This is a genomic window from Noviherbaspirillum album (genome assembly GCF_035916955.1).
Lineage (GTDB): Bacteria > Pseudomonadota > Gammaproteobacteria > Burkholderiales > Burkholderiaceae_D > Noviherbaspirillum > Noviherbaspirillum album.
Genome location: NZ_JAWIIV010000002.1, coordinates 264848 through 287961, shown reverse-complemented (window position 1 = coordinate 287961; position 23114 = coordinate 264848). Strand labels below are relative to the sequence as shown.

The window sequence follows — 23114 nt, the reverse complement described above, 5'->3', positions numbered from 1 at the left end:
AGTATTAAATCGACAGTTTTGAGTTGCTAACCGCATCGTCGGACAAGGAAATGCTCAATGTGAGCAACGGTTGTTCTGTATCGCCATTACTATCTCTTCCGGGGCGAGTTTCAACACAAAATGATCAATCTGTTCCAATGGAACCCAGACTGCAGACGGAATTCGCTCGGCCATAAATTTTCCCTGACTAGCGGGACACTCTGCATCATTGGTTCCATGGATGACGACAGTTGGCTTGTCAATGCTGCTCAATGTTCCCCTGAAATCAAGGTGTTGCAATGAAAACCAGGTATGTGCTACTGCGATCGGATCTGCCACATTAAACATCCCGGCGGCTTCCGAGCGGTTTTGCGCTTCTATAACGACTTCCGATACGGTACGTCCCCTGAATGAAGAGCAGTTCCCGTCGACTTTTGCGACGCCGGATAATAGGATCAGCTGGTCAACCGCATCTAACCCATATTTCTGCGCATATCGCAATGCGACAATTGCGCCCATACTCCAACCTGCCAATGTGACTGGCTCACCGATACGTTGAATCAGGGCGAAAAGCGTGTCTGTATAACGTTCGACACTGTAAAAGTTCTCTATGGGGCCATCGCTTTTGTTCCAGCGTTTAGACTGTCCTCGCCCAGGCATATTTAACATTACAACACGCCATCCTTCCAAGCGTTGTATGACATTATTCCAAACGTCCATGGTGCTTTGAAGGCCATGCAGCACTATCATTGAACGACCTTCACCATGCTGCCTCATCTCGATGTCATTCAGAAGCGACATCACATCTGGAGGTGTCGTTAAGTTATCCGGTTTCATGTAACCTCTATCGTTGCGTCAAATTTGTCGTGAATCTTTACTTTGCATTAGTTCAGAGATGACTTCATCGAGCAACTCCACAGGCATTTCCCACTCATTCTCAAGATTAGCAACAATTTCCTTCATCATAGGATGCGCTAAACTTCGCGATTCGGCGAGATTCCGTGTTCGCGAGTAGACGATTGCGAAAGCAAGTTGCAATGGTGCGTTTCCTTCATATCCCCATTCGAAGCCACCGTCAGAGAACTTCACAATGTCGGCATATGTCGGTAGCAACTTGCCGCCATACCGGACCACGACACCATCAATCGTTCTCTCTCCAGTGTAGATATTCATAGAATTTCCTTTGATTTGATTTCGCGTTCACGTGAGTCTTGTAGATCTCAATTATTTGTCTTCATCACGATTAACGGGCGATAGAGCCCAAAGTGATACGATCATCATCACTGTCAAAATAACCATAGCGATTGCAAGATTTTCGGACCCGGACCGCAGCTCGATCAGGTATCCGATCGCTCCAGCCAGAATTACGAGTATCGTGAACAGAATTCTCTTTGTGATAGGCATGGCACTCTCCACTCCACTTATGCTTTTGTATCTGACTGAGCGTGCTGCGGCTCGCTGTGCGGTCGGTGACGTGTAAGTAGATATGGCGTACGCACGGTTCGCCTCATATCTTTCTTGATATACCTGGTGCTGTAGCCGTTAAAAAGATGGCCTAGTAAACCCCTATCCAAGTCCGACGTTCCGTATGCCCAATCCCAAAATGGAAACACAATTCCCATGTTTCTTTCCATCATGATGGACATCTCATGATGTGCGGTATGGTGACGACGAGCGGTATTGACGATCGGGCAATGACGGACGAACAAGTTATCATCGATATGGCAGCAGAAGTGCAGCAATTCATAGAATAGGTAGTTTCCCGTTCCTGTAGCGATGATTAGCCAGCCGACATTCGAAGAGAGGAACCAGCCAGCTAACAGGGACGGCGGGACTAGCAAAAGAGTAAATACGACCAATGTGAACGGCGGGAACAAGGTGACTCGCCAGTCTAAATGTGTCGCAAATCGGCTTTCCTCTGCAGTAAAGAATTGATGATGCATCAGGGTATGCCGAACATAAATCAATCTCCAGAAGGGAGAACGACTTGGCCTATGTGCCAAGAACCGGTGTATGAAGTACTCGACCCATTGTGCTCCCAGAAAAACGACCGGGACCACCAACCATTCCCACCACTTAATATTCGCCAAGCTAGCTATATATATGCTTATGGCAAGCGTTCCTGGAGCAAAGAGAAGGATGGCGTGGAGGTACCCGTTGTACCAACCGGTAACTCTCTCTCGATACATTGCTCGGTAGCGGCGTTGGCGTTCGCCCATTGGACTATCTGCGATTTCCATTTTGCTCTCCTGATGTCGAACGGTTATGCATCTCTTGATACAATTCAAGGCAACATATATATATCACGTATGCCTGAAATATACATTCGCGACGCGGATAATGCAAGCGCATTCGGGCGCTTGGACGAATTTCGATGTAAGGGCAATGAGGAAGCGCAAACGAGTTGGGGCTGCGCATTCAAGTGTGTCATTTCCCGCCGGGCGCGAGCAAATGGAACAAGATCGAACACGGGATGTTCTCGCAGATCACCCAGAACTGGCGCGGCCGGCCATTGATCAGCCATGAAGTCATCATCAGCCTGATTGACCTGCCACCCAACTTATACCAATCCCACGGTTAAGCGAACCGCCTTTGGCGCTGGAGGTCTGATGGACACGAAGTCCTGTCTTGGAGGCGACCATGTTGACGCCAGAGGCATTGCAGCGCTTGCAACGGTACAACTTTGACTTGCTGGCGAGGGAAGAACCGAACGGGCGCCGACGGCTGCGCTATTTCGCCTTGGCGCATTTGAAGGACGGCAAGAGCTATACCGAAGTCGCAGCCGCCTTGCGCACCACCCGCCATACCGTAGCGCGGTGGGAGAGATGGTTTGAACGCGATGGCCTCAAGGGCTTGGGTAGCAAACCGCGATATTGGTGCAATCAGCGGCTGCCAAGGGAGCAGGAAGAAGCGTTTCGTGTGGCCATCGAGCAGTTACAGCAAGTCCGTCCTGGCGGTCGTATCCGCGGCGAAGACATCCGCGAATTGCTGGCGCAGCAGTTTGACGTGGCTTACTCCCTCAATGGCGTGTATGAACTGTTAAAACGCCTGGGGATTGTGTGGATCTCGGCCCGCTCAAGAAGCCCGTACGCCGCTCCAGTTAAGCAAGCCGATTTTGAAAAAAAATCTCCTGCGGGAAGTGCGGGCAGTGCTACCCGCTGAGGTCAACCTCGCCCAAGTCGACATCTGGTTCCAGGACGAGATGCGCATCGGCCAGCGGGGCACACAAACACGGCTGTGGGCACGTAAGGGGACACGGCCACGAGTCGTGCGGCAACAGCTATTGGAGTCGGCGTATATCTTTGGTGCCGTCTGTGCCGAGCGTGATACTGCCGTCGGTCTGGTACTACCCAATGCCGACACGCAAACGATGGCGCATCATCTACAAGCGATCAGTGCCGCCGTCCCAGAAGGTCGTTATGCTGTGGTGTTGCTCAATCGCGCCGGCTGGCATACGACAACAAAGTTGCCGCGCTTGCCCAACTTAACGCTGTTGCCGCTTCCCACCGGCTCACCTGAGCTAAATCCGACTGAGCAAGTGTGGCAGCAGTTGCGTGACCGCAGCTTGGCTAATCGATGTTACGACAGCTATGAGCAGATCGTCGATGTCTGCTGTGATGCCTGGAATGCCTTTACCCAGATACCCGGTGCGATCCTTTCACTATGCACGCGGGCTTGGGCCAATCCCAGTATCACTGACGGTATGTTATGACTTGGGATTGGCATTAGCCATTCGAAAACGATTTACTCATGAGTCGTGACGATCGAAACAGGCCATGATCGTGGAAAACCGGCCTGCGGTTTGATCATTGGATCGTCTACTTCCGCAGCTGAAGCGAGTTCACTGAGAAACATATCCTGACTTTGGATCCATCCCACAATCCAAGGTCTCTGGCAAAGAAGCGCCGGAGCTTCTCGCTGCAACATCTCAAGCAGTTCACGGTTCTCATCGATACGTTTATAAATCCCCCCTTCAGAGCGAGCGATAATCCGGCGCACCTTGGCAAGGGCTCTATATGCAAACAAAAATACCATGGCTATCCTCTATGTTTATCGGCTGTTGTCACCGCGATCGCGCGGCGCTCTCACATTCCCAACGAAACAACGCAGGGTGCCTTGTTTCATTTCCGCTTCAGATTTTGTACCAGCGTTAACGTGGCTTGCAACGAGCTCTTTACCGCTGATGTCAAACGACATTCCTGCACCCGGCTCCGAGAACACAATTTCATTGAACGAACTTGAAGGTTTCATTTCTCTATTCCGAAGGTAATTACCTCAAGGAGGCGCCCACCGGCTGGCGCCTCGTATGCCAATCCGTCGCTGCAATAATTGGCAGAGCGTCGATCGAATTGGGGCAGAAAGGATTTCAATTCGTGGATACTGAGGCCTGTCGCTTCGTGCGCGCAAACGATCAGGGCGTCGGAGATCGGTGCGCGGCCATTACGCACTTTGCTGATGACAGGTGCCGTCGTGCCGAATGCAGTCGCTAGCGCGGCGTCGCTTTTGAGTTTCATCGCCTCAAGCACTAGGTCAATGAATGCACTGCCGTAAGGAGCCAAGGCATGACGATCCACAACTGTAGTGCGCGGCCGCCGGCGACGGGCTGGTAGGTTCGTTTCCGGAACTTGCGAAGGGTTCAATCGATTCCCCAATGTGAACAGATGGCGTTACTGTTCCGATGGCGCGGACGCTGCAGCGGATTGATTACCTGCCTGTGGCCCATGCGAGTCACGAGCGGCCGCGATTGCCTTTGTTACAGCTTCGTCGAACAAAGGGCCTGCTGCGGTTTTTAGGGCATCGAGGAAGTTAGTGGTAGACCGGACACCCTTCGTGTATTCCACGTGGGTTTTCGCCAATCCGGGAAACACCATCACTTCCTTGCCAGGCACGCTCACGCGCGCCTCGAGTGCAACGTAGATATCCATCTTTTCCGTGGCGCCGTAGCCAACGAGGGGAATGAACGCGGCCGGATTTGTTTCCTTGTTCCATTGAACGAAGAGCTTGTTGGCTGGCTTATTCATGTCCGGGTGCGAAATGCTCACGAGGTCTATCGCGATACCCTCGGCACCCACTGCGGCTGGCAGTTCGGAAGCAAGCCTAGTCTGCGCGGCGGCAATGTACTCACGAAGCCACTTAGAGGCATCCTCGCGGTCCAGATCGAGCGGTGCGGTCACGCCTGCCGTAGTAGCATGCATCAGCTTGACCTGTACAGGTTCACCAGCTGCGGAAAATGCTGGAAGGACGGCCAAAGCCAGCGAAAGTAACAGTGTGTTTGTCTTCATAAAAATCTCGCGCAAAGTAATTGGTTAATTGAAATGTTATCGGGTGCGGCGGGCCTTTTCTGGGAAATCTGGGATCGCATGCCCTTCCCTGTCCTCCGCTGCGTTCCAGCACCACCACGCATCCTGGCCAAAGTGGCGGTTGAAATATTCCACCTTCTCCTGCCTACGGTTGACGTAGGCTTCGTCGCTGCGGCCGAATACCTCCATCGGCGCCTCGCCCTCCGTATCAAGCAAGATGAAGTCGGGGTGGACAGCAGCTTGGCCAGCGTCATAACGCAGTGGTTTGAGAAATGCGCGTTCCTCGGCGACGAGCTTATCGGCGATCACCAGTTCGTATGAAGACTCCACGGGGATCCAGGACGTACTCACCTGCATGAGCGCCAAACCAACAACGTTCGCTGCCTTCGACTGGGCGTTTGGTTCGCATTGCGCGATGACGATCACTTGCTGGCCACCGCGCCAGCTAGCAAATGCGGACGGAAAGCGCTTGGCGGCTGAATTCCACATCGCTGTGGACACGTCAAGAAACGGGATGCCGTGGAAGCCAGATACGCGCAGCATGCGAGCCTCTTCCTTGTATGCGGCCAGTGGCGCGATGACGATCATTCTGGACTTATTCGAAACTGCGGCGTTCAGCCGCTCAGTGTTCCGTAAAGCATCCCTTCCTGCAGCGGTGTACGCCGAGGTGAGCAGCACGTCGCTAAGCCTGGCATGGCCAACGAGGATGTTTTCGGCAGCCTCGTTTAGGCGGTAGGTCACCGTCCCTGCTGTTCGTTTGCCTCGCATGGCTGGCCACCAGACGCTCAGGCCGGCGGAATCCCACAGGAAGTGGAGCAAGCCGAGTAACTGCATAGAACGTTGTGACGTGCGCTGACCTTTAGGGACTGGCTTCGTGTCGGTGTCCACGGCAGGTATTGACGCCTTCATCATCATGCAGATCGCCAGGCTTACCTTGACTGTTCCGTCTGGACGCTCATCGACAACGCCTTTCTGGTAGGCGCTTAGTCCGGACTTATGGGCATTGGGGGCGTAGAAACGGCAGTCCCGCTGGTGCGCTTCCCCCGTGTTCGGATAACGCGCCAGACCATATGAGTCGGAGGTTTCATAGTAACGGACGGCTAGTAGCTTTTCTCCCGTTCCCAGACACATGCACCTTACCTCTCCATGGTCACGCGCGGCTTGTAGCACACACCGCCACCCAGACGCATACTGTGTCTGGGTCTGGAACGCCTCGCTGTACGGCTTGGTTTGATCCCCGGTCCGGACGGCGACTGTGTAGGTCTTGCCCATGGTTGCCAAGAGACCGTTAGGTACTGTGGCCGAGCAACGGTGTGCCCGGGAAGATCCGCTCCTGGATCGCCGACAAAGAAATCTTCGCGCCGGCACCAATGCCCAGATCCTGCAGACGAACATTGGAGAGGAAGTTGAGCATCTCGATGTCGGCGATGACATCGCAAGGATCGCGCTTGTCCAGCTTGGCGACCGCGTCCTTCAACCAGTTGCTCGTGGTTGGGTCGGAGAGAATGCCAATCTTCAGTGTCTCGTAGTTGGTCATGTTGCAACGCTTGCAATGAGGGATTGTTGGTCGCCGGAGATCTGGTTTTTCTTATTCTTTTCAGGAAGGACGAAACCAGCGTCATGGATGAACTCGCTTACCTGCCGCTCGTCGGTATAGACGACCAAACGATCGCGGGCTCGCGTCATGGCTACATAGAACAGGCGGCGCTCCTCTTCCAGCAGCTCTTTCACTTCTTCAGCCTCGCTCGACGGCACGAGGCCTTGCTTACAATCGACAAGAAACACATGGTCCCATTCCAGTCCCTTGGAAGAATGGAACGTTGACAGGACCACGCGCGGCAAATTCGGATCGTCTTCCGATTTTGCCCGCATCAACCTTTGCGGGATGTCGCCGCGTACAAGGTCCAGCAGTTCGAGGGCGGACTCGATCAGATTGACCGACCGTCCATCTTTCTTCTTTGTCTTTTCATTCTTTGCTTCAACGGCGCTGATCATCCAGGCACTGACACCGTAGATGACGCCCTGCGCCGCTTCATTGGCGTCATCGGCATTGGTCAGCGTCCTTACCCACCCGGAGGCCCGGAGGGCGAACTCGGCGATCGCCTTGCCGTATTCCTCGACAGGACGCATCTGCGTGTGGGCAGGATCGATGAAGTTGAACAGATTCCCAACGCGTTGCCGGATGTCTTCCACGACGGTGTCGGTTATTCCCCACCAGCGGAAGGCCAGCTCGATGCCCACGCTTTCCCGGTTGTGAAGGGATGTCAGTAGCGAGGTGAACACCTGCACGACATTCTCTGCCCAGATCGGCTTGCGGCCCATTCTGAAACATGGCACCTGCGCCTTGATCAGTTCGGTTTCAATTGGCAGCAAGTTGAAATTTGTGCGCGCCAGAATGGCAATCTGTCCCTTACGGACGGTATAGAGATATTTGCTCGGCGCATCTGAGTCAGCGCGTGCGCGAGGCTTCGGGTTCTGGCTGCAGACCGCAATGATTTTGGCGACGACGTCGTCGTATTGATCTTCGCGTTTGCCGCAAACGACGAGCTGCGGTTCCCTGCCAGGGCCGCGTGCCGACATCAGATCCTTCTGAACACGATCGAGATTGCGGCCGATCAGGCGCGCAGCGTATTCAAGAATCGGCGCCGTGCTTCGGTAGTTAACATTCAGCGTAATGGTGCGCGCGCCAGCAATCTCGGCGAATTCCATCATGCCCTGATAGCCAAGGCTGCGTCGAAAGCCATAGATGGCTTGGTCGTCATCGCCAACGGCGCAGACGATGGCACCATCTGTCATATGGCACTTCAGCCATTCAAGCTGCAGGCGGTCGATATCTTGAAACTCGTCGACCAGGATGTGCGTAGCCGGAATAGGATCAATGTGCTCAGTAACGTCGCCGCTGCGTATGAGTTCGACGGAACGCAACAGCATGTCCGTGAAATCCATGGCGTTATCGCGGCGCATGAACGAGGTATAGGCTTGATAAAGTGCGAAGATGGCAGGATCGCTCTCTCCGAATGCGGGATCGAGCTTGCATGCGTTAATCAGCTCTTCAGCCTTTTCTAAGTCGATGTCGAGGTTGGCATGCCGGATTGCGCGGTAGAGATAGTGATTGGTCTCAGCCTGGTTGACGATGCGACCCGCTTTCCTCGCACGTTTTAGCTGCCGCAGCGCAATGGAATGGAAAGTGCCGATCACCAAGCTGTCGAGTTGCTCGAAACGAATCTCTTTCTTGATCCGGTCGAGCAACTCGTTGGCCGCGTCACGCGAGTACGTGATCAGGACGATCAACGGTTCAGCGGTGGTATCGAGAATGTGTTTTACTTTCTCAACCAGAACCCGTGTCTTTCCACTGCCCGGACAGGCGCAGCAAAGGACGTTCTCGTCAGCGAGAACGGCGTCCACTTGAGACTCGTTGAGGTTAATACCGGCGCTCAAGGCGCGATCCCATCAGATTAGGCTGTTTCCAACGTAGACACTGCACTCGTATCCGATGCCGCGCCCGTCTTCGCCTTCCGTCTCGGAGCCCGCCCCTTCAGAACACGGTCGCGCTCACTTTGCTCACGCCGGCGTACTTCAAGCTCGGTCTCGCGCTGGGCCGTGACACGATTGACAAGATTACGGATTGTTGCGAACTGATGTGCGAGACTTCGCCGAAGGTTAGCGAGTTCGCCGCGCGCGCCACGCTCGTTGTTGAGCTTGGCGGCAAGCGCCTCTCCTTCGGTAGCATTGGCCGGTACCAGCTCCCCCAGTACCCAGAGATGGTAGTTCAAGGTCAGGTAGTGATCCGCCTTCTTCAGCAGCTCCAGCCACTTCGTCGCTGTTCGTGTTGTGCACCATGCTTCGAACAGTTTGACGGTGCCCGGTTTGATACCGAGATCCATTCCACCCGATTCGCCAAGAATCTGTTCGGCCTGCTTGATGCGCGTATTGAAATAGGCATTGGCATGTTCAAAGGTCTTGAAGACCTCCTGCTCTGCCTTCAACACCTCTTCTTCCTGATAAATCTTGTCGCTGACCTTGTCGGAGAGGATCTCGCGAGCCACGATGCTAATGTAATACGCATCGCGTGACACGATTTCGAAATGGTCGCGCAAGATACGCAAAACGCCTTCGTTCGACAGGCCGACGGTCTGGGAAATCAGTAACGGCGCTTCAAGTCGTTTAAAAAAACGGAGGCTGTTCCGTGCCATCCATTCATCTTGTGGTATCGGTCGATTGTCCATGGTCAAGTCCGGTTACAACAGTAGTGAAGGAATGATTACACGTTCGTTGCGAACATGTGGGGCTAAAAGCACCCAAAATGGGTAGCTTTGCGGCGCTTCCACTGTGGCGCATGCATTTTTTTTCAAAATGGCCAAGGCGGCATGGTATGTTCCCGCCATGATTCGACAGGATTTCATACAACGCCTGGTCGCCCAGATTGATCTCGCCGGTCTTGTTGGCGAGTACGTCGAACTGCGCAAATCCAGCAACACTTTAGAAGGCTTATGTCCCTTCCATGCCGAAAAATCGCCCTCGTTCAAGGTTTTTCCGGAGGCGGCCGAGGGCGCTCATTACCATTGCTTTGGCTGCGGCGCGCACGGTGGTCCGGTCGAATTTATGATGCAGCGGCTGAGCAGGGGTTTCGTCGAGACGATCCGGTTCCTGTCGCAAAGAGAAGGCATGGCGGTCGAATACGATAACCGCGACCAGGATGAGCATGAGAAAAAACGCCGGGAGGAAGAAGGCCAGATCCGGCAACGGGTCGCCGGCGCCGTTCGCAAAGCGGCCGGTGAATATCATAAGCGCCTGTTCGCGCCTGAAGGAGCGAACGCCAAGGATGAACTAGAGCGCCGCGGTGTAGGCGACGAGGTAATCCTCAAATTTTCGTTAGGCTTTGCACCAGATGCATGGGACACGCTGACTTCCGACTGGGCGTTTAACCACACCACCCTGATTGAAGCAGGCCTTGCGGTGCGTCGTGCAAGCAGCAAGGGCTGCTATGACATGTTTCGCAACCGGATCATGTTCCCGATCTTCACCCAGCGAGGCGACGTAGTCGCGTTTGGCGGCCGCACGATGGCCACCGGCGGGAATTCGGGTCCGAAGTACCTCAATAGTCCGGAGACGCAGGCTTACAGTAAAGGAACGGAACTATTTGGACTGTACCAGGCGCGTGAGGCGATTCGGGCTCAGGGCCACGTTATCGTTTCTGAAGGCTACTTTGACGTCGTGACACCGGCACAGCATGGCATCGAGAACGTGGTCTCCACCTGTGGGACGGCCCTGACGGAACAACAACGGGACGTGCTGCTCAAGATTGCAACGAAGATAACGTTTTGTTTTGATGGCGATAGCGCAGGAGCAAAGGCGACGCGACGCGCGGCCGAACTCATCCTACCGTTCGTCACAGACGACCACGACATCCGGCTGTGCAAAATGCCAAAAGGTCAAGACCCTGACAGCCTGGTGCGTGAGAAAGGTCGGGAAGAGTTCCTGGCTGTCCTGTCGAACGCGCCGACATTGTCACAGTATCTTATGGACGAATTAATCGGTTCGGGAACGCTGGAGTCACCAGAGGGAAAGACCGCGATAGCGGTTCAAGCGATCAAGCAATGGAGAAGGATTGCCGCGCCTGTACTGGGTACGTTCTTCCGTCAACGCGCATGCGAAAAACTAGGTATTGCCGTTGCGGAGTTCGAGCGTTTGGTGGCTGTGTTGAACTGGAAAGCGGTCCATGCAGAGGTCGAACTGCCAGGGTGCCCGTTCTGCCCAGGTTCCGCACAGTTGATGTCAGACGGGGAGCGCTTTGCTGTCCGGTGCGGAACGTGCAAATGCCGTACCTACGCGAAGGACAGTCAAGCAGAGGCAATCAAGGACTGGACAGGCAGGAGCGGGGCTATGTAGTGTATTGACGCAATTCGAGCTTGACCCATCAGAGCGGCGCACCGTTTCTATCAAGGGAAACGACTGACAACACTGCCAGATTTATCTACCTCCCCGACCAGGTCGGTATAGCGGCGCACCGCTGTCGGGCGGTCGGTCCAGTCCAGTAGCGACGACAATCCACGTTTTGACAGCATCGCATAAAGACGCGCCTCCTGCGTTGAATTCGCACGGTAATTCGGAGCAGCAGCAATTTCCCTTGCAGGATCAACCGAACATACGGCGAAATCTCCTGACTTTTTGTTCTTCAGCATGAGCAGATGGCAAGTTTTGTCGCTGTGCTCGAATACAACGTCCGCATTGGACAAGGCCGCCACATCCGTGAGCGCCTTGACGCGGCCCGTCATGTCGCCTTTTGTTTTTCCGCATGCTGCAAAGGGATTAATCACTTCCATGTTCTGTATCGGGCCAGAGTCTCCAATGTCCGTAGAGTATATCCAACGCCTTTCGGATTTGGATCATCGAAAACAGCGATGTAAACCGCATTTACGTCGCTCCAATATTTTTAAGAAAGAACCCTTTCAGGTGTTTATATTGGTGGTTGTACGGCGCTCTTGCCGCATAACTTTCAGGAGAAAACGATGCATCTCTCGATTTCGACCACCAAGGAAGCCCTGCTTTCTCCCTTGGCCTTTGTTTCCGGTGCAGCAGACCAACGTGCCACCTTGCCGATCTTCGGCACAACCCTTATCAAGACCGTTCAGGGGAAGCTGAGTCTGTTGTGCAGCGACGGTGCGGTTCTGGCACGTTCGATGGCTGAATGCAAGGTAGAGAAGGAGGGTGAGATCGCTGTGGATGCGAGGCGTCTCGGCGACCTGCTTCGCGCCATGCCCGAGAAACAAGCGATTTCCCTCTCCATCGACAAGGAGCAATTGCTTGTTAAAGCGGGGCGCTCCCGCTTCAAGCTCCCTGTCCACGCTGCTAACGAGTACCCGACCATGGCGGCTTCCAATGAAGGCATGGTGACAATCCAGATCGGCAGCAAACGGCTTGGGGAAATGGTTGACGAGGTATCGCATGCAATGGGCGTTTCCGATGTGCGCAGCTATCTCAACGGGACATATTTGACGCTGAAGGATGGCGCACTGTGGGCGGTAGCAACAGATGGCCACCGCATGGCAATTTCGCGTGAAGTCATTTCAGGGTCGGAAAAGATCACAGCCAACGAAGTGATCATTCCTCGCAAATCAGCGCAACTCGCCAGAAAACTGCTGGCCACCAGTAACGAGAACGTAACACTGGTTTTCGGCAACAAGGAATTCCGTCTGCAATTTAAGGACGGTACGGTTCTGTTGAGCAAATGTCTGGAAGGGAAATTCCCTGACTGGCAGCGCGTCGTGCCGCAGAGTCCGAACACCTCCAAGGTTGTAACGGACAAGCTGCGTACAGCCCTCACCATGATTCGCGCCACCATCGATAACAGCGGAGCCAGCAAGAAGAACGCCACACGCCGTGCATGCAGTTTCGTGTTTGGCAAGACAGGAATCGCTATCAGCCATGCCGATGTGGCATCCAGTGAAGTCGAGGCCGATTCCGACGACGCTTCTAACGAGCGGGTCAGCCTGAATGTCGATTACATCGCCGACGCAGCCGATGCGGTGTCCACTGGTGACGCCGTGCGTTTTGGCTTCGAGGATGGCAGCAAGCCTGTGACCGTTCGCCCTGCTGAAGCCGACTATCCGCTGCTCGTCGTGATGCCGATGAAAGACTAAAACTTTTTCAGATTTAACACCCTTAGGGGTTTAATCTGTACCTATCGAAACCAAGGAGGAATAAATAATGTTTACCGAACTGCTTCCCATTCTGCAAGAACGCTCCGTCACTGTTCAACTGTCACTCCGCGATGGCAAGGTCGCGGTATTGGTCGCGCCCAAAAAGACGAAGGAAGATGAGAATCCTGCGTACTGGACGCCGTTCTCCGCTTGTGCCACCGCCGCTGAACTGGACGCTGGCTTTGCACAGATGCTCCAAAACTACGTCGCCGTTCGCTCGGAAGTGACGGTCTCTCTTTCCGATGCACTAAACGCCGCTGCCGACGCAATGAAGAAGGCTGCGGACGAGGCCAAGAAGAAAGCTTCTGAAAAGATCAAAAAGCCTGTGCCGAAGCTCGGCGCACCCGCCGCCACGGTGGCAACAGCGACTTCTGCCGCTGCCACGCCAAAGACCGACACAGAGGACGACGACGATAGCGGTGGTGAGCGCGAACCCGCCGCAGCACCCGCCGCAGTTGTGGCCGACGAAGCCCCGCAAGTTTCCCTGTTCTAAAGGATCGGCCATGACAACGACACTCGCCATCACCACCGTCACCCGCGTCTTCAACTACTGCGGCATTGCCCTACCCGATCCGAATCCGGCGTACACACCGGAAGAAGTTAAGGAACACTACACCGCCGTGTATCCCGAACTGGTCAACGCCAGTGTCGAAGGCGGCGATTTCGATGGAACGAACCAAGCGTTCGCTTTCCGTCGCGGCACTGGCACCAAGGGCTAATCGGGAACTCTGCGATGGAACTCGACCTGTTCAAGGCAACACTGACTGAGGCCGTAGGCTTCTTCGAAGGAACGCGGAAGAAGAATCCGATTGGCGAAGGTCGTCGCGTGACCGAGCAAATGAAGAAGGTCGCCAACTCCTGCAACAACCTCGCTAAGAGCTTTGAACAGTCCCGCCAAAGCCAGAAGATCGCCCTGCCTGACTGGAAGGCCATACCGCCATGTTTCTGACCCTGCCGCGCCTTGCGCCTACCGTACCGACCTCCTATGTGTTTGGCGGTGTCTCCGAGCGTTGTACGCGCCTTGCGCTGGCAATGGCCGAGGAAGGAGTGATTCGGGCTGACGACGTTAGCGCCTTCAAAGCGCCGCTTGCCGCTGCCAGCCTTCGTGAGGTCGTACAGAAGGCATGGCAGCGGGAGGTCGGTCACAGGCTTAATTTCACGACCCTCTCTACCTATGCAACCTTGGTCTTGGGCGACGATTCCTACGGCTATAGCGACGAGGCACAGAGCAAGGAAACTGTCGAAATTCGCTTCTCTGCTGCGGCTCCGCAAGAACTGTTTGCAGAGCGCACGATCATGGCGCTGGAAAATCACCATCCAGACCTTGGACGGTACGCGCTGTCCACCCTGGACAGGGCATTGAGCATCTTCGATGTCCCTTTGACGCCGGAGGGCGCGTTTCACATGGCACAACACATCTACTGGCAAGGCGAGGACAACGAGGACGAGGTAGTTGCACAGTGCGAGGCCGAGGGCGTATCGACTGAGGATATCGTGCGGCGCGATGTGCTGTTCGATGGAGTGCCGCCATGGGCTTATGACTTTTCCCAGAAACCCAAGGATCAGGTTGATACCATGAAAGCTGAATCGGTGATCGACACCATCAGCGATCCAGTGCTGGGGAGCTTCCTGACACATATCGTCGCCCTCGACAAGTATCTCGACCTTGCACATGAGAACGATCTGATGCCGCAAACTCAGGATGACGAGGATGATTGGGGTGAATGCGTGGAGTTCATGGCGAACCTGCGCTGGCGTGAGGATGACTCTCTTGGCCGTGTGTATGACGATCACTATAACTATGCGGTTCAAGGCGAGACACGCGATGGAATGGCCTTCATGCGCTTTCCCGCAAATCAAGAGGGATTGCGTAGCGGCCTCGCCAGATTGAATGCGGTAGTGAATATCTTCGCGTCCTTGGATCGCGCTTTGAACATTATCAAGGGGTACTAAATGAGTCTCGACGTTGTGGATACAAGCGCCCACACAGCGCAATTGCAGCAAGCCATCCTGCTCTACGGCATGAAGAGCGCATCGGTTGAATATGCGACCCTTCACCGCGTTAGTGATGGTGGCCAAGGCCAGCCCATGATCGGCGCAGGAGTGCCGATGACGCGGGACACGCTGCTGATGATTGCAAGGTCGCTGGCGGCATCATCCCGCCGCTCACAGGGCATCCTGCCGCCCAATATCCTCTCGCTTGGAGTTAACCATACGGTCTGGTATGTGCCGCCACACGAGCGCACCGTGTTTTTTGACTGCAAGGAAGGTGTTGGCAAACGTGCAGGGAAAACTCCGCACCCCGCCCTCATCTTCGCAGTCTGCCGTAACGAATGGAGCGTGTTCGCCATCAAGACGCGCCAGCGCCCGACCGCAGCCACCAAGCTGTATAACGCGCCGTATATGAACGTCTGGAAGGAAGGCGGCATCTGCACCGGATCGACGCCGCTGCCCAATGAGAGTGTCGCTGAAACCGTGGATCAATGGGTGCAAGCATTCTTCGATTCCAACTTCAGCCATCCGAACCACGATAAGGTTGTCAGGTATGAAGGCGGTTGCCATGCGTTCTGGAAAGATGCGCTCGATGGCAAGTATCGCAAGTTTCCCAACGCAGTCCTGACCAATAGCGCCACCAAGACGCTTGGCGACCTTGTTATGCGCCTTGAAGGAGGCAAAGCATGAACGCGCTCGATACCAACCTGCAAACGCTCTGCCCGTCAATCATGGTGCCACGGTTTGAACCCTTGCCCGACCTTCAGGTGTGTGGCCACCGGTTTTTGGTCTGCAAGGATGGCCTGTGGCTGGAGGCGCGTCGGAGCTGGCTCCATGCAAGGCTTCCCGTAGCTCCCTCACCGATCCCGCTCCCTTATGGAACCCCAGCGGTTGCCTTGGAATTCTCGTTCGGACACGACCTGGTGACGCTACTGCGCCGCTTCGTGGGAGAGGCAAAAGCTGCATTTCCGCTAGAACATGCGGCGTGGCTCGTCTGGAATGATGTGGACAAGCGTCTGGAATATGAATCCGTTCGCATTCATGAGCAGCGTGGCGACCATGTCCGGTACGACCGCCCACGCGACACCGCTGGCAAGCACGCTTGCGTCGATCTGCATTCGCATGGCATCTACGATGCCGGGTTTTCCGCTGTGGACGACACCGACGATGACGACACCAAGCTGGCCATTGTGGTCGGCAACTGCGACCGTGCTAATCCGACGATAGCGGCACGGCTCTGCCTGCAAGGTACGCATCACGATTTTTCAGAATGGGTGGAACAGCTTCTCTACACTGGTCATCAAGTCGTGGCGTGAAGCCACCCCAACACCCGCGAAAGGCCAACATGGAACACCACCTCCCATCCTCCTACCTCGACCGCGCAATTTCCGTCCACGTTGTCGGCTGCGGCGGCACCGGATCGCAGATTCTGGCCGGACTGGCGCGATTGCATGTAACGATGCTGTCACTTGGACATCCCGCTGGCCTCAACGTCCATGTGTGGGATGACGATACGGTCGAGCCACATAATGTGGGTCGCCAGCTTTTTTTCCAACCCGATGTAGGACTGAATAAGGCCGAGGTGATGGTGTACCGCCTCAATACCGCCTTCGGTTTGGCGTGGGAAGCGATCCCTGAACGATTCACTGGCGAATATCTGTCCGATGCGCAGATCATCATTGGTTGCGTTGATACCAAAAGCTCCCGCATTGCCATCAATGCAGCGGTCAGGGCGTCGCATCATTGCTATTGGCTTGACATGGGCAACCGTAGTGGCGACGGACAGGCTATTCTGGGATTAGGCGGCTATGGAGCCTCCAGAAGCAAAGTACCCCTTCCGCTGCCCACCGACCTGTTGCCGGAGCTGATCGAAGGTGTCGAGGACACGGAGACACCGACTTGCTCGGTTAGGGCTTCCATTGCAAAACAAGGGCTGTTTCTCAATCAACAAGTGGCCACATGGGGTTTGGAACTGCTATTCCGCTTGCTAACCAAAGGGCGGCTGTCATGGCATGGGGTATTTATCAATACCGAGAACGCCAGCGTGACGCGCCTGAAGGTCGATCCGGCGACGTGGGCAAGGTTCGGATACAGCACCGAGTCCGCAGAAGCGGCGTAACACCGCCGCAGGGGTGGTCGAAAAGATGTCCACGATGGACGCCAGTCCCAAGGATAGATAACCGCGCGGTTTTGCAGTATCGTGCAGGACGCCGGAGCACTAGAGACCGGCAATGAAAGGCGATGAGAATGTCTGGCAACAAAAACACAATGTATTTCCTTGATCTGGGTTTTGCGCGCAACAGCACGACGCGCCTGAAGGCGCTTGGCTCCGGTGAGGCAGCTCGGCGTGGTCGTCCAGCGTCCGCTACGACCGTTCAGAATGCGGAATCGGCGGCCGCCAAGTTCATTGTCCTTTGTGAACAGGAGCACGACATCTCCCGGCGCGCATTCCGGCAAATGATCGTCGAGGCACTTAGCGGACAGCAGCAGGACGCCCAGACCACATACTTCATGGAACACGCGGCCGTCTTCAACGACTGGCTCTATGGCGTCCGTACTATGCCGACATGGGCAAAGCAGATCGTGGCTGAACTGATGTTCGGCATGCTTGCGGATAAAACCACTAAGGCAGCCCTCAAGTCTGTCGTGGAGCGATTCCTTCCTGAGGTCATCCAGGAAGTGGCCGGCGGAGCGGCGATGCTGCAGTGGCTGGTGGGCGCTCATGCGCGCGGCGTCGCTAAGAGACGGTTTCAAAAAGACTCCAAGGGGGCTGTTAACTTTTGCGACAAGCTGTTAACCTTGGCCATCTGAATAACCGGGACCAAGGGGATGTGCGCGGCAATCATTGATGACGACTTGTGGACATTGATCGAACCTTTGTTGCCAGCGCCCAAACCGCGGCGCAAAAAATACCCTGGGCGTCTACCGGTATCGAACCGGGCAGCGCTCAATGGCATCCTGTTCGTCTTCAAGACTGGCATCCGCTGGCGCGACCTGCCCATCGAATTGGGATTCGGTTCCGGCGTGACTTGCTGGAGGCGCTTGCGCGACTGGCAAGACGCCGACGTGTGGAACCAGCTGCACGCGCTACTGCTAGCCAAGTTGCGCGAGGCAGGACAACTCGATTTCTCACGGGCCGCCGTCGATTCGTCGTCTGTGCGCGCGATTGGGGCGGGCGAAAAACAGGTCCGAACCCCACCGATCGTGCGCGACCCGGTTCCAAGCATCACATCCTCGTCGATGCCAACGGTGTACCCCTCAACGCAATCCTGACTGGCGCCAACTGCAACGACGTCACCCAACTTCTGCCGCTGATCGACACAATCACCCCGATTCGCGGCGTGCGTGGCCGGCCGCAGCACAAGCCGCGTGTCATATACGCCGATCGTGGCTATGATTCCGACGCACATCGACGATGCCTGCGCCACCGAGGCATCCGTCCCATCATTGCCAGACGCCGCACCGAACATGGCAGTGGCTTGGGAAAATTCCGCTGGGTGGTTGAACGAACTCATGCGTGGCTGCATAACTTCCGTCGTCTTCGTATTCGCTTCGAACGCCGCGCCGATATTCATGAAGCCTTCCTTAAACTCGGCTGTGCACTGGTCTGCTGGAACATCTTCAGAAGCATGGAGCCGTCTTTTTGAAACCGTCTCTAAAGGGCTGATGCCGAAGCCCTAAATACCCCGACACTCGATCGGGACCGACAAAATGTGTAATCACATTAAAGTAGTCGCCCAGGCGCATGCGTAGTAGCCCACTACTTTTTTGGATTATTCTCCATGCCGACCCCCTTCGTAGCTGGTCGTTGTCATCGAAGCGGGAAGTGAGATGAGCAGGCGCTATGTCTGGGAATCACTGGTAAGCAGACATCGGTCTAGCGATTATTCACTTCGCGAATCGACACAGAGCGGGCAGCTAAAATATGCCTTCGGGCAGGGACTTTTGAGTAGCGATAGGTTGCTCGATTGGAACCAAATAACCTATAGTAAGTTCAATCTCACCACTTTAGATCACAATGCAACTCGTACAATGGACGCTCTTTATCGACATGCTCGGGTACAGAGAACTTAATGGCAGTATTGATTCTGACGCGAGTGCACAAGAGTTTATGGAGTTCATGAATGACAATCGAAAAATCCTTGATTTTACGAATGCCCCTCATATCGTAGAACAGTATAAAAACAATAATGAATTTAATCTATACGAGTTCTACGACATCAGCCACTGCTTTGTATCAGACTCTTTAATAATCACCTACAAGCCCAAGGAGGCAGTAGAGCTGGACAATTTTGACAAACGTTTGATGCATTCCGCAAATGCTCTCTTCATCATTTCAATGCGACTGCAAACATTTATATTTCACTGCTTTGCTGAAAAAGGCCTATTTTTGCGCGGTGGCGTATCGAACAAGTATTGCTACATCAAGGAAAGTATTGCTGTTGGCGAAGGGCTCATCGAGGCCTATGAGGCAGAAAGCTCCCTTGCAAAATACCCACGTATTCTTATCCATCCATCTGTAGAGAAAGATACAGGCTTACTTGAAAAAATAGATTTTCTGGGTAAGAAAATGTACGAAGGTAAAGGAATATTACAGAAGGACGACACCGATGGTCGACTTTTCATTGACCATTTGGGTTACGCGATTGCTACCGTCGACAAAAGCATACCAATGATCAAAATATCCGCGATGGTTCAACCAAAGCGGCATGCAGCTCATCTACAAAATGTTCAACTTCTAGTGCAAAGACATGCTGAACAGATTGAGAGAAAGCTCGATGAATTGAGCACACGAATAAATAATGCGAGCGACAACGGCGATGAGTGCAAGAAACTTAAATCCGTGCTTACGAAGTTTGAATGGCTCAGAAAGTATCACAATTCAAAAGTCGCAGCGAATCCTTGGCTCAAAGGGCGATTGGTCCAGGAGGGCTAACAGATGCCAAAGGTCGTTCGGATAATCTGAATCACACTGCATCGGTTAGGGCGAAGTGGTCGCTCTGACGTCAGAAGTGCTAAAGAGGAAGGCGGCCTGATGGTCGCCTTTTTTACATCACTGTGAGTAGTCCGCCTTTGGCCGAGAGTTACCGAATGCTTGGGTTGCTTCAATGTCCTCTACAACGCCATAAGCGGCATTACCGTCGAAGACAACTTTAGTCTTTAGCATGGGTGAGCGCGTGAACGGAGCCAAAAATTTGAGCTTAATCGAGTAATACGTCATGCGAACACGCGGCGACATTGCCCTGCAAATAGGTGGCTACATAGATATGTGGATGGCCGTCCACCTGAATGCGGCTACACAAAAGCACATTTTCACAGTGGAAGCGGCGCAAAGCTGCCTTTTTTGGACGCTTCTCGGCAACCTTCCTGCCAACGGACATGCAATCATCGCGTGGATACTCGTTGAAAGGATATTCCCCATGAAACTTCTCTCCACCCTTCTCGCCACGGTCGGCTTGGCCAGCGCTCTCCTGTCGCCGGCACATGCCGACGAGGCTTTCGTCAAACTGGCATTCGAGACCCAGATGCGGACAACGGTTGAGCGCGTCACCAAGACCGACTATCTCGGCATGTACGAGATTTATGCCAGCGGCCAGATTCTCTATACGGACGAAAAGGTATCGGTTGTCTTTGCAGGACCGATGCTCGATCCCAAGACCATGCGCAATCTGACGGCCGAGCGCATGAGAGTCCTGACTGCGGTGAAGATCTCCGATCTTCCGCTCGACCTGGCAGTCAAGACAGTACGCGGCAACGGTTCCCGGACGCTGGTGACCTTTGAGGACCCAAACTGTGGCTATTGCAAGAAAGTGGCGCAGGATCTCGCTCAGCTCAAGGACGTCACGATTTACACCTTTATGTACGCGATCCTGTCTCCTGACTCGGCCGAGAAGTCCAACCAGGTGTGGTGCTCGAAGGATCGCGCGAAGGCATGGAATAGCATGATGGCGCAAGGGAAAATGCCGACGTCGAAATCCGACTGCGCAACTCCGGTTCAGAAAGTACAGGAGCTTGGCCGAAAATATGCGATCACCGGCACTCCAACGCTTATCTTTGCGAATGGTGAACGTGTACCTGGTGCCATCAGTGCGGGTGAGATTGAGCAGCGCCTAGCTCAAGCGTCGAAATAATCTGACAGCGACTCCGCTCCTAGAAAAAGTAGTCGAGGTAAAGAAAGGCCCGCTGACGCGGGCTTTTTTACGCCCCAAACTTTTTCAGAAACGCCTGCCCTGCTTCTTCAAAATAACACTATTAACAGTTTAATTGAGGGAGAAAAAGATGAGCACAAGCGTAAGCGCAATCAAGGGCATCACCATCGTTCAACCCGTTATTGGTCGTATCATGATGGGCCACACTGAAGTTCGTGCCGGCGGCAAATGCGTTCCTCAGAAGGATGACCACTTCACTATCACGACCCTTGTGCAGAAGGACGACCGCAGCTGGGAGAAGCATCCGATCAACGACGTCCTGCAGCCTCCAGCGCCCCAGAGCAGAGCGCGCGCCGCAGCGGCACAAGCGGCAGCAGCGAACCAGACAGCACAGCAAACGCTGAACTCAATTCCGGTCAAGATCGCCTACAACAACCCGGCGTTGAATCTGCACTCCAGCTACTCCGCCTTCGATTCCAAAACCGGCCGCGTCATGTGCACCAGCGACGGCGAAACCGCTAGACGTGCGACCAGCGAAGGGATCGCCACGATGGCATGCCCCCGGCCGGAGGCCTGTGAATTCGGCCGGCGTAACCGCTGCAAGAACATGTCGCGCTTCTACGTGCAGATCGACGGACAGGACGACGAGCTCGGCACCTTCATTCTGCGGTCGACATCCTGGAACTCACTGACAGCGATTTCCGCACGCCTGGCCATGTTGCACGGTCTCACCGGTGGCCGCCTTGCTGGCCTGCCGGTGATGCTCCAGCTCAAGGTGAAAACCACCACCATGAGCTTTCGCCAGCCGATCTACTTCGCAGACCTCGTCTTCCGTCCGGGCATGACGATGACGCAAGCCATCGAGGCGGCAAGAACATTCCAGAAGGAGCGCGCCCAGTCGGGTCTGAGTCAGGAAGGCTTGGAACAGGCGCTCGCAGCCGGATTGCTCAACGGCGACTTTGCCGAGCAAGTAGAAGACATCGACGAGTGGCTGTCGGATGAGGATCTCGCCGCCCGTGCAGAAGACAACCTCAAGAGCACGGGTCTGCGCGGCTTGGACAGCGTCCGCAGTGCCACCAGCGCCACCACCACGCAGGTCGCAGGTGCAGTTCAACCGGCCGCCACGGTCGCTATCCAGCAGCAAGGCTTTGCCTTGTCGGCATAACAACCCGGTGCGGCATCGCCGCCGCGCCGCAGTCTCTACTCTCTTAGTTAGGAGAATATCGTGAATCAAGCCAATCTGTTCGAGATGTTCGGTTTGACTGAGGACGTAGCGTCCGAAGGAAAGTTCATCCCGCGCCGGCTGAAGGCGGTTCCGGACACGATCGCTGAGCTTCCTGAAAAGACAGAGGGCGAGCGGATCGCGAAGGTCAAGGCCGTTCTGAAATGGCTGATGGTGAACTTCCCAACCTCTTTTTCCTACTCAGGCGGCAAAGACTCAAGCGCGGTCCTCGGGCTGGCCATGGCCGCCGCCGCTGAATTGGCGGCCGCCGGCGAGAAGATCAAGCCGTTCGCTGTGCTCAATGCAGATACTTTGGTCGAGAATCCGCGTGTTCATGCCGTCACCAAGGGCGAGTTGGCCAAGCTGAGGGCATGGATCAGTCGCCATAAGCTCCCAGGCACTGTCCATGTGGCGCGGCCGAATCTGATCTCGCAGTTCGCCGTCAGCATCATTGGGCAGGGTTCGCTTCCAAGCACCCCGGAAACCAAGCGGGATTGCACCGTTGATTGGAAGTCACGTCCGCTCTCGAAGCTGCGCAAGGCTGTTCTCGGCACCAACGATGTCCGTTCGGGACAATATGTAGTCAGCGTGACAGGTGTGCGCTACATAAGGCCATCTATAGAATTTACGCGCTAAGCGCATCACTCAATTTGACCATAATTTGTTACGCGAACTTGAGAAGTCTAAAAACCGCACTAGTGGTGTGAGTTAAAAACTTGTTGAAAGCAGATGTGGCGAAATCATGTCGAGACAAGGAAGAAAGCACGGCAAG

At 54.7% G+C, this 23114-nt stretch carries 29 protein-coding genes and 1 pseudogene; 18 read left to right on the top strand and 12 right to left on the bottom strand.

The window, feature by feature from the left end; translation table 11 throughout:
* Nucleotides 1-54 precede the first annotated feature (54 nt).
* The 3 genes from RY831_RS04165 to RY831_RS04155 form a co-directional block, all read right to left on the bottom strand.
* On the bottom strand, nucleotides 55-816 hold the full coding sequence (locus RY831_RS04165; protein WP_326505075.1) for an alpha/beta fold hydrolase: 762 nt from the start codon (nucleotides 814-816) through the stop codon (nucleotides 55-57).
* An 18-nt stretch (nucleotides 817-834) separates the two neighbouring features.
* The gene (locus RY831_RS04160) at nucleotides 835-1152 is read right to left on the bottom strand and encodes a DUF6166 domain-containing protein (protein WP_326505074.1); all 318 of its coding nucleotides are present in this window, start codon (nucleotides 1150-1152) and stop codon (nucleotides 835-837) included.
* Nucleotides 1153-1400: 248 nt separating this feature from the next.
* The gene (locus RY831_RS04155; protein ID WP_326505073.1) at nucleotides 1401-2219 is read right to left on the bottom strand and encodes a sterol desaturase family protein; all 819 of its coding nucleotides are present in this window, start codon (nucleotides 2217-2219) and stop codon (nucleotides 1401-1403) included.
* A 155-nt stretch (nucleotides 2220-2374) separates the two neighbouring features.
* Between RY831_RS04155 and RY831_RS04150 the strand changes: the two are divergent.
* The 3 genes and pseudogenes from RY831_RS04150 to RY831_RS04140 form a co-directional block, all read left to right on the top strand.
* Nucleotides 2375-2524 (top strand): annotated as a pseudogene (locus RY831_RS04150) (ISAzo13-like element transposase-related protein); the annotation flags it as partial.
* Nucleotides 2525-2619: 95 nt separating this feature from the next.
* Nucleotides 2620-3141 (top strand): helix-turn-helix domain-containing protein, encoded by a 522-nt coding sequence (locus RY831_RS04145; RefSeq protein ID WP_326505072.1) that lies wholly within the window; start codon nucleotides 2620-2622, stop codon nucleotides 3139-3141.
* Entirely contained in the window at nucleotides 3095-3691 is a 597-nt protein-coding gene (locus tag RY831_RS04140; RefSeq protein WP_326505071.1) for an IS630 family transposase, read from the top strand. Before RY831_RS04145 ends, RY831_RS04140 begins: the two co-directional genes overlap by 47 nt.
* Nucleotides 3692-3723: 32 nt before the next feature.
* Here RY831_RS04140 and RY831_RS04135 read toward each other — a convergent pair whose 3' ends face one another.
* The 8 genes from RY831_RS04135 to RY831_RS04100 all read right to left on the bottom strand — a co-directional run bounded on the left by RY831_RS04135 (nucleotide 3724) and on the right by RY831_RS04100 (nucleotide 9505).
* Nucleotides 3724-4014, bottom strand: a complete 291-nt coding sequence (locus tag RY831_RS04135) for a hypothetical protein (RefSeq protein ID WP_326505070.1) — start codon at nucleotides 4012-4014, stop codon at nucleotides 3724-3726.
* Between the two features lie 15 nt (nucleotides 4015-4029).
* Nucleotides 4030-4230: a hypothetical protein gene (locus RY831_RS04130; RefSeq protein ID WP_326505069.1), complete on the bottom strand. Its 201-nt coding sequence runs from the start codon at nucleotides 4228-4230 to the stop codon at nucleotides 4030-4032.
* Entirely contained in the window at nucleotides 4227-4493 is a 267-nt protein-coding gene (locus RY831_RS04125) for a hypothetical protein (RefSeq protein ID WP_326505068.1), read from the bottom strand. The genes RY831_RS04130 and RY831_RS04125 overlap by 4 nt, the downstream gene beginning before the upstream one ends.
* Before the next feature lie 153 nt (nucleotides 4494-4646).
* Nucleotides 4647-5261: a hypothetical protein gene (locus RY831_RS04120; protein ID WP_326505067.1), complete on the bottom strand. Its 615-nt coding sequence runs from the start codon at nucleotides 5259-5261 to the stop codon at nucleotides 4647-4649.
* 36 nt (nucleotides 5262-5297) lie between these two features.
* A complete protein-coding gene (locus RY831_RS04115; RefSeq protein ID WP_326505066.1) occupies nucleotides 5298-6551 on the bottom strand; it encodes a DUF1173 family protein in 1254 nt (417 codons plus the stop codon).
* Nucleotides 6552-6567: 16 nt separating this feature from the next.
* Complete coding sequence (locus RY831_RS04110; RefSeq protein ID WP_326505065.1) at nucleotides 6568-6816, bottom strand: hypothetical protein; 249 nt, start codon at nucleotides 6814-6816, stop codon at nucleotides 6568-6570.
* On the bottom strand, nucleotides 6813-8717 hold the full coding sequence (locus RY831_RS04105) for an ATP-dependent helicase (RefSeq protein ID WP_326505064.1): 1905 nt from the start codon (nucleotides 8715-8717) through the stop codon (nucleotides 6813-6815). Before RY831_RS04105 ends, RY831_RS04110 begins: the two co-directional genes overlap by 4 nt.
* A gap of 17 nt (nucleotides 8718-8734) precedes the next feature.
* On the bottom strand, nucleotides 8735-9505 hold the full coding sequence (locus tag RY831_RS04100) for a hypothetical protein (protein WP_326505063.1): 771 nt from the start codon (nucleotides 9503-9505) through the stop codon (nucleotides 8735-8737).
* A 127-nt stretch (nucleotides 9506-9632) separates the two neighbouring features.
* Between RY831_RS04100 and dnaG the strand changes: the two genes are divergently transcribed.
* Nucleotides 9633-11168, top strand: a complete 1536-nt coding sequence (dnaG, locus tag RY831_RS04095; RefSeq protein WP_326505062.1) for a DNA primase — start codon at nucleotides 9633-9635, stop codon at nucleotides 11166-11168.
* Between the two features lie 50 nt (nucleotides 11169-11218).
* Here dnaG and RY831_RS04090 read toward each other — a convergent pair whose 3' ends face one another.
* Nucleotides 11219-11602, bottom strand: coding sequence for a hypothetical protein (locus RY831_RS04090; protein WP_326505061.1), 384 nt, complete (start codon nucleotides 11600-11602; stop codon nucleotides 11219-11221).
* A 186-nt stretch (nucleotides 11603-11788) separates the two neighbouring features.
* On the opposite strand from RY831_RS04090, the gene dnaN reads away from it, so the two are divergent.
* The 14 genes from dnaN to RY831_RS04020 all read left to right on the top strand — a co-directional run bounded on the left by dnaN (nucleotide 11789) and on the right by RY831_RS04020 (nucleotide 22978).
* On the top strand, nucleotides 11789-12919 hold the full coding sequence (dnaN, locus tag RY831_RS04085; RefSeq protein WP_326505060.1) for a DNA polymerase III subunit beta: 1131 nt from the start codon (nucleotides 11789-11791) through the stop codon (nucleotides 12917-12919).
* Between the two features lie 67 nt (nucleotides 12920-12986).
* Complete coding sequence (locus tag RY831_RS04080) at nucleotides 12987-13472, top strand: PRTRC system protein E (RefSeq protein ID WP_326505059.1); 486 nt, start codon at nucleotides 12987-12989, stop codon at nucleotides 13470-13472.
* 10 nt (nucleotides 13473-13482) lie between these two features.
* Nucleotides 13483-13698, top strand: a complete 216-nt coding sequence (locus tag RY831_RS04075; RefSeq protein WP_326505058.1) for a PRTRC system protein C — start codon at nucleotides 13483-13485, stop codon at nucleotides 13696-13698.
* A gap of 14 nt (nucleotides 13699-13712) precedes the next feature.
* Nucleotides 13713-13928: a hypothetical protein gene (locus RY831_RS04070; RefSeq protein WP_326505057.1), complete on the top strand. Its 216-nt coding sequence runs from the start codon at nucleotides 13713-13715 to the stop codon at nucleotides 13926-13928.
* Nucleotides 13919-14932, top strand: coding sequence for a PRTRC system protein F (locus RY831_RS04065; protein ID WP_326505056.1), 1014 nt, complete (start codon nucleotides 13919-13921; stop codon nucleotides 14930-14932). Before RY831_RS04070 ends, RY831_RS04065 begins: the two co-directional genes overlap by 10 nt.
* Complete coding sequence (locus RY831_RS04060) at nucleotides 14933-15661, top strand: PRTRC system protein B (protein WP_326505055.1); 729 nt, start codon at nucleotides 14933-14935, stop codon at nucleotides 15659-15661. It abuts the gene before it with no gap.
* Nucleotides 15658-16287 (top strand): PRTRC system protein A, encoded by a 630-nt coding sequence (locus RY831_RS04055; RefSeq protein WP_326505054.1) that lies wholly within the window; start codon nucleotides 15658-15660, stop codon nucleotides 16285-16287. Before RY831_RS04060 ends, RY831_RS04055 begins: the two co-directional genes overlap by 4 nt.
* Nucleotides 16288-16316: 29 nt before the next feature.
* Complete coding sequence (locus RY831_RS04050) at nucleotides 16317-17090, top strand: PRTRC system ThiF family protein (RefSeq protein WP_326505053.1); 774 nt, start codon at nucleotides 16317-16319, stop codon at nucleotides 17088-17090.
* A 128-nt stretch (nucleotides 17091-17218) separates the two neighbouring features.
* Nucleotides 17219-17782, top strand: a complete 564-nt coding sequence (locus tag RY831_RS04045) for a hypothetical protein (protein WP_326505052.1) — start codon at nucleotides 17219-17221, stop codon at nucleotides 17780-17782.
* An 18-nt stretch (nucleotides 17783-17800) separates the two neighbouring features.
* Nucleotides 17801-18618 (top strand): IS5 family transposase gene (locus RY831_RS04040; protein ID WP_326505051.1). Its coding sequence is split into 2 segments (ribosomal slippage): nucleotides 17801-18149 and nucleotides 18149-18618, totalling 819 coding nucleotides; the frame shifts between segments, so codons are not numbered across the junction.
* Between the two features lie 473 nt (nucleotides 18619-19091).
* Nucleotides 19092-19907 carry a hypothetical protein gene (locus tag RY831_RS04035; protein ID WP_326505050.1) on the top strand — a complete coding sequence of 272 codons (816 nt, stop codon included), beginning with the start codon at nucleotides 19092-19094 and terminating at the stop codon, nucleotides 19905-19907.
* A 283-nt stretch (nucleotides 19908-20190) separates the two neighbouring features.
* Nucleotides 20191-21102, top strand: coding sequence for a DsbC family protein (locus RY831_RS04030; RefSeq protein WP_326505049.1), 912 nt, complete (start codon nucleotides 20191-20193; stop codon nucleotides 21100-21102).
* Between the two features lie 148 nt (nucleotides 21103-21250).
* Nucleotides 21251-22285: a recombination directionality factor gene (locus RY831_RS04025; protein ID WP_326505048.1), complete on the top strand. Its 1035-nt coding sequence runs from the start codon at nucleotides 21251-21253 to the stop codon at nucleotides 22283-22285.
* Nucleotides 22286-22345: 60 nt separating this feature from the next.
* Nucleotides 22346-22978, top strand: coding sequence for an adenine nucleotide alpha hydrolase family protein (locus RY831_RS04020; protein ID WP_326505047.1), 633 nt, complete (start codon nucleotides 22346-22348; stop codon nucleotides 22976-22978).
* Nucleotides 22979-23114 lie beyond the last annotated feature (136 nt).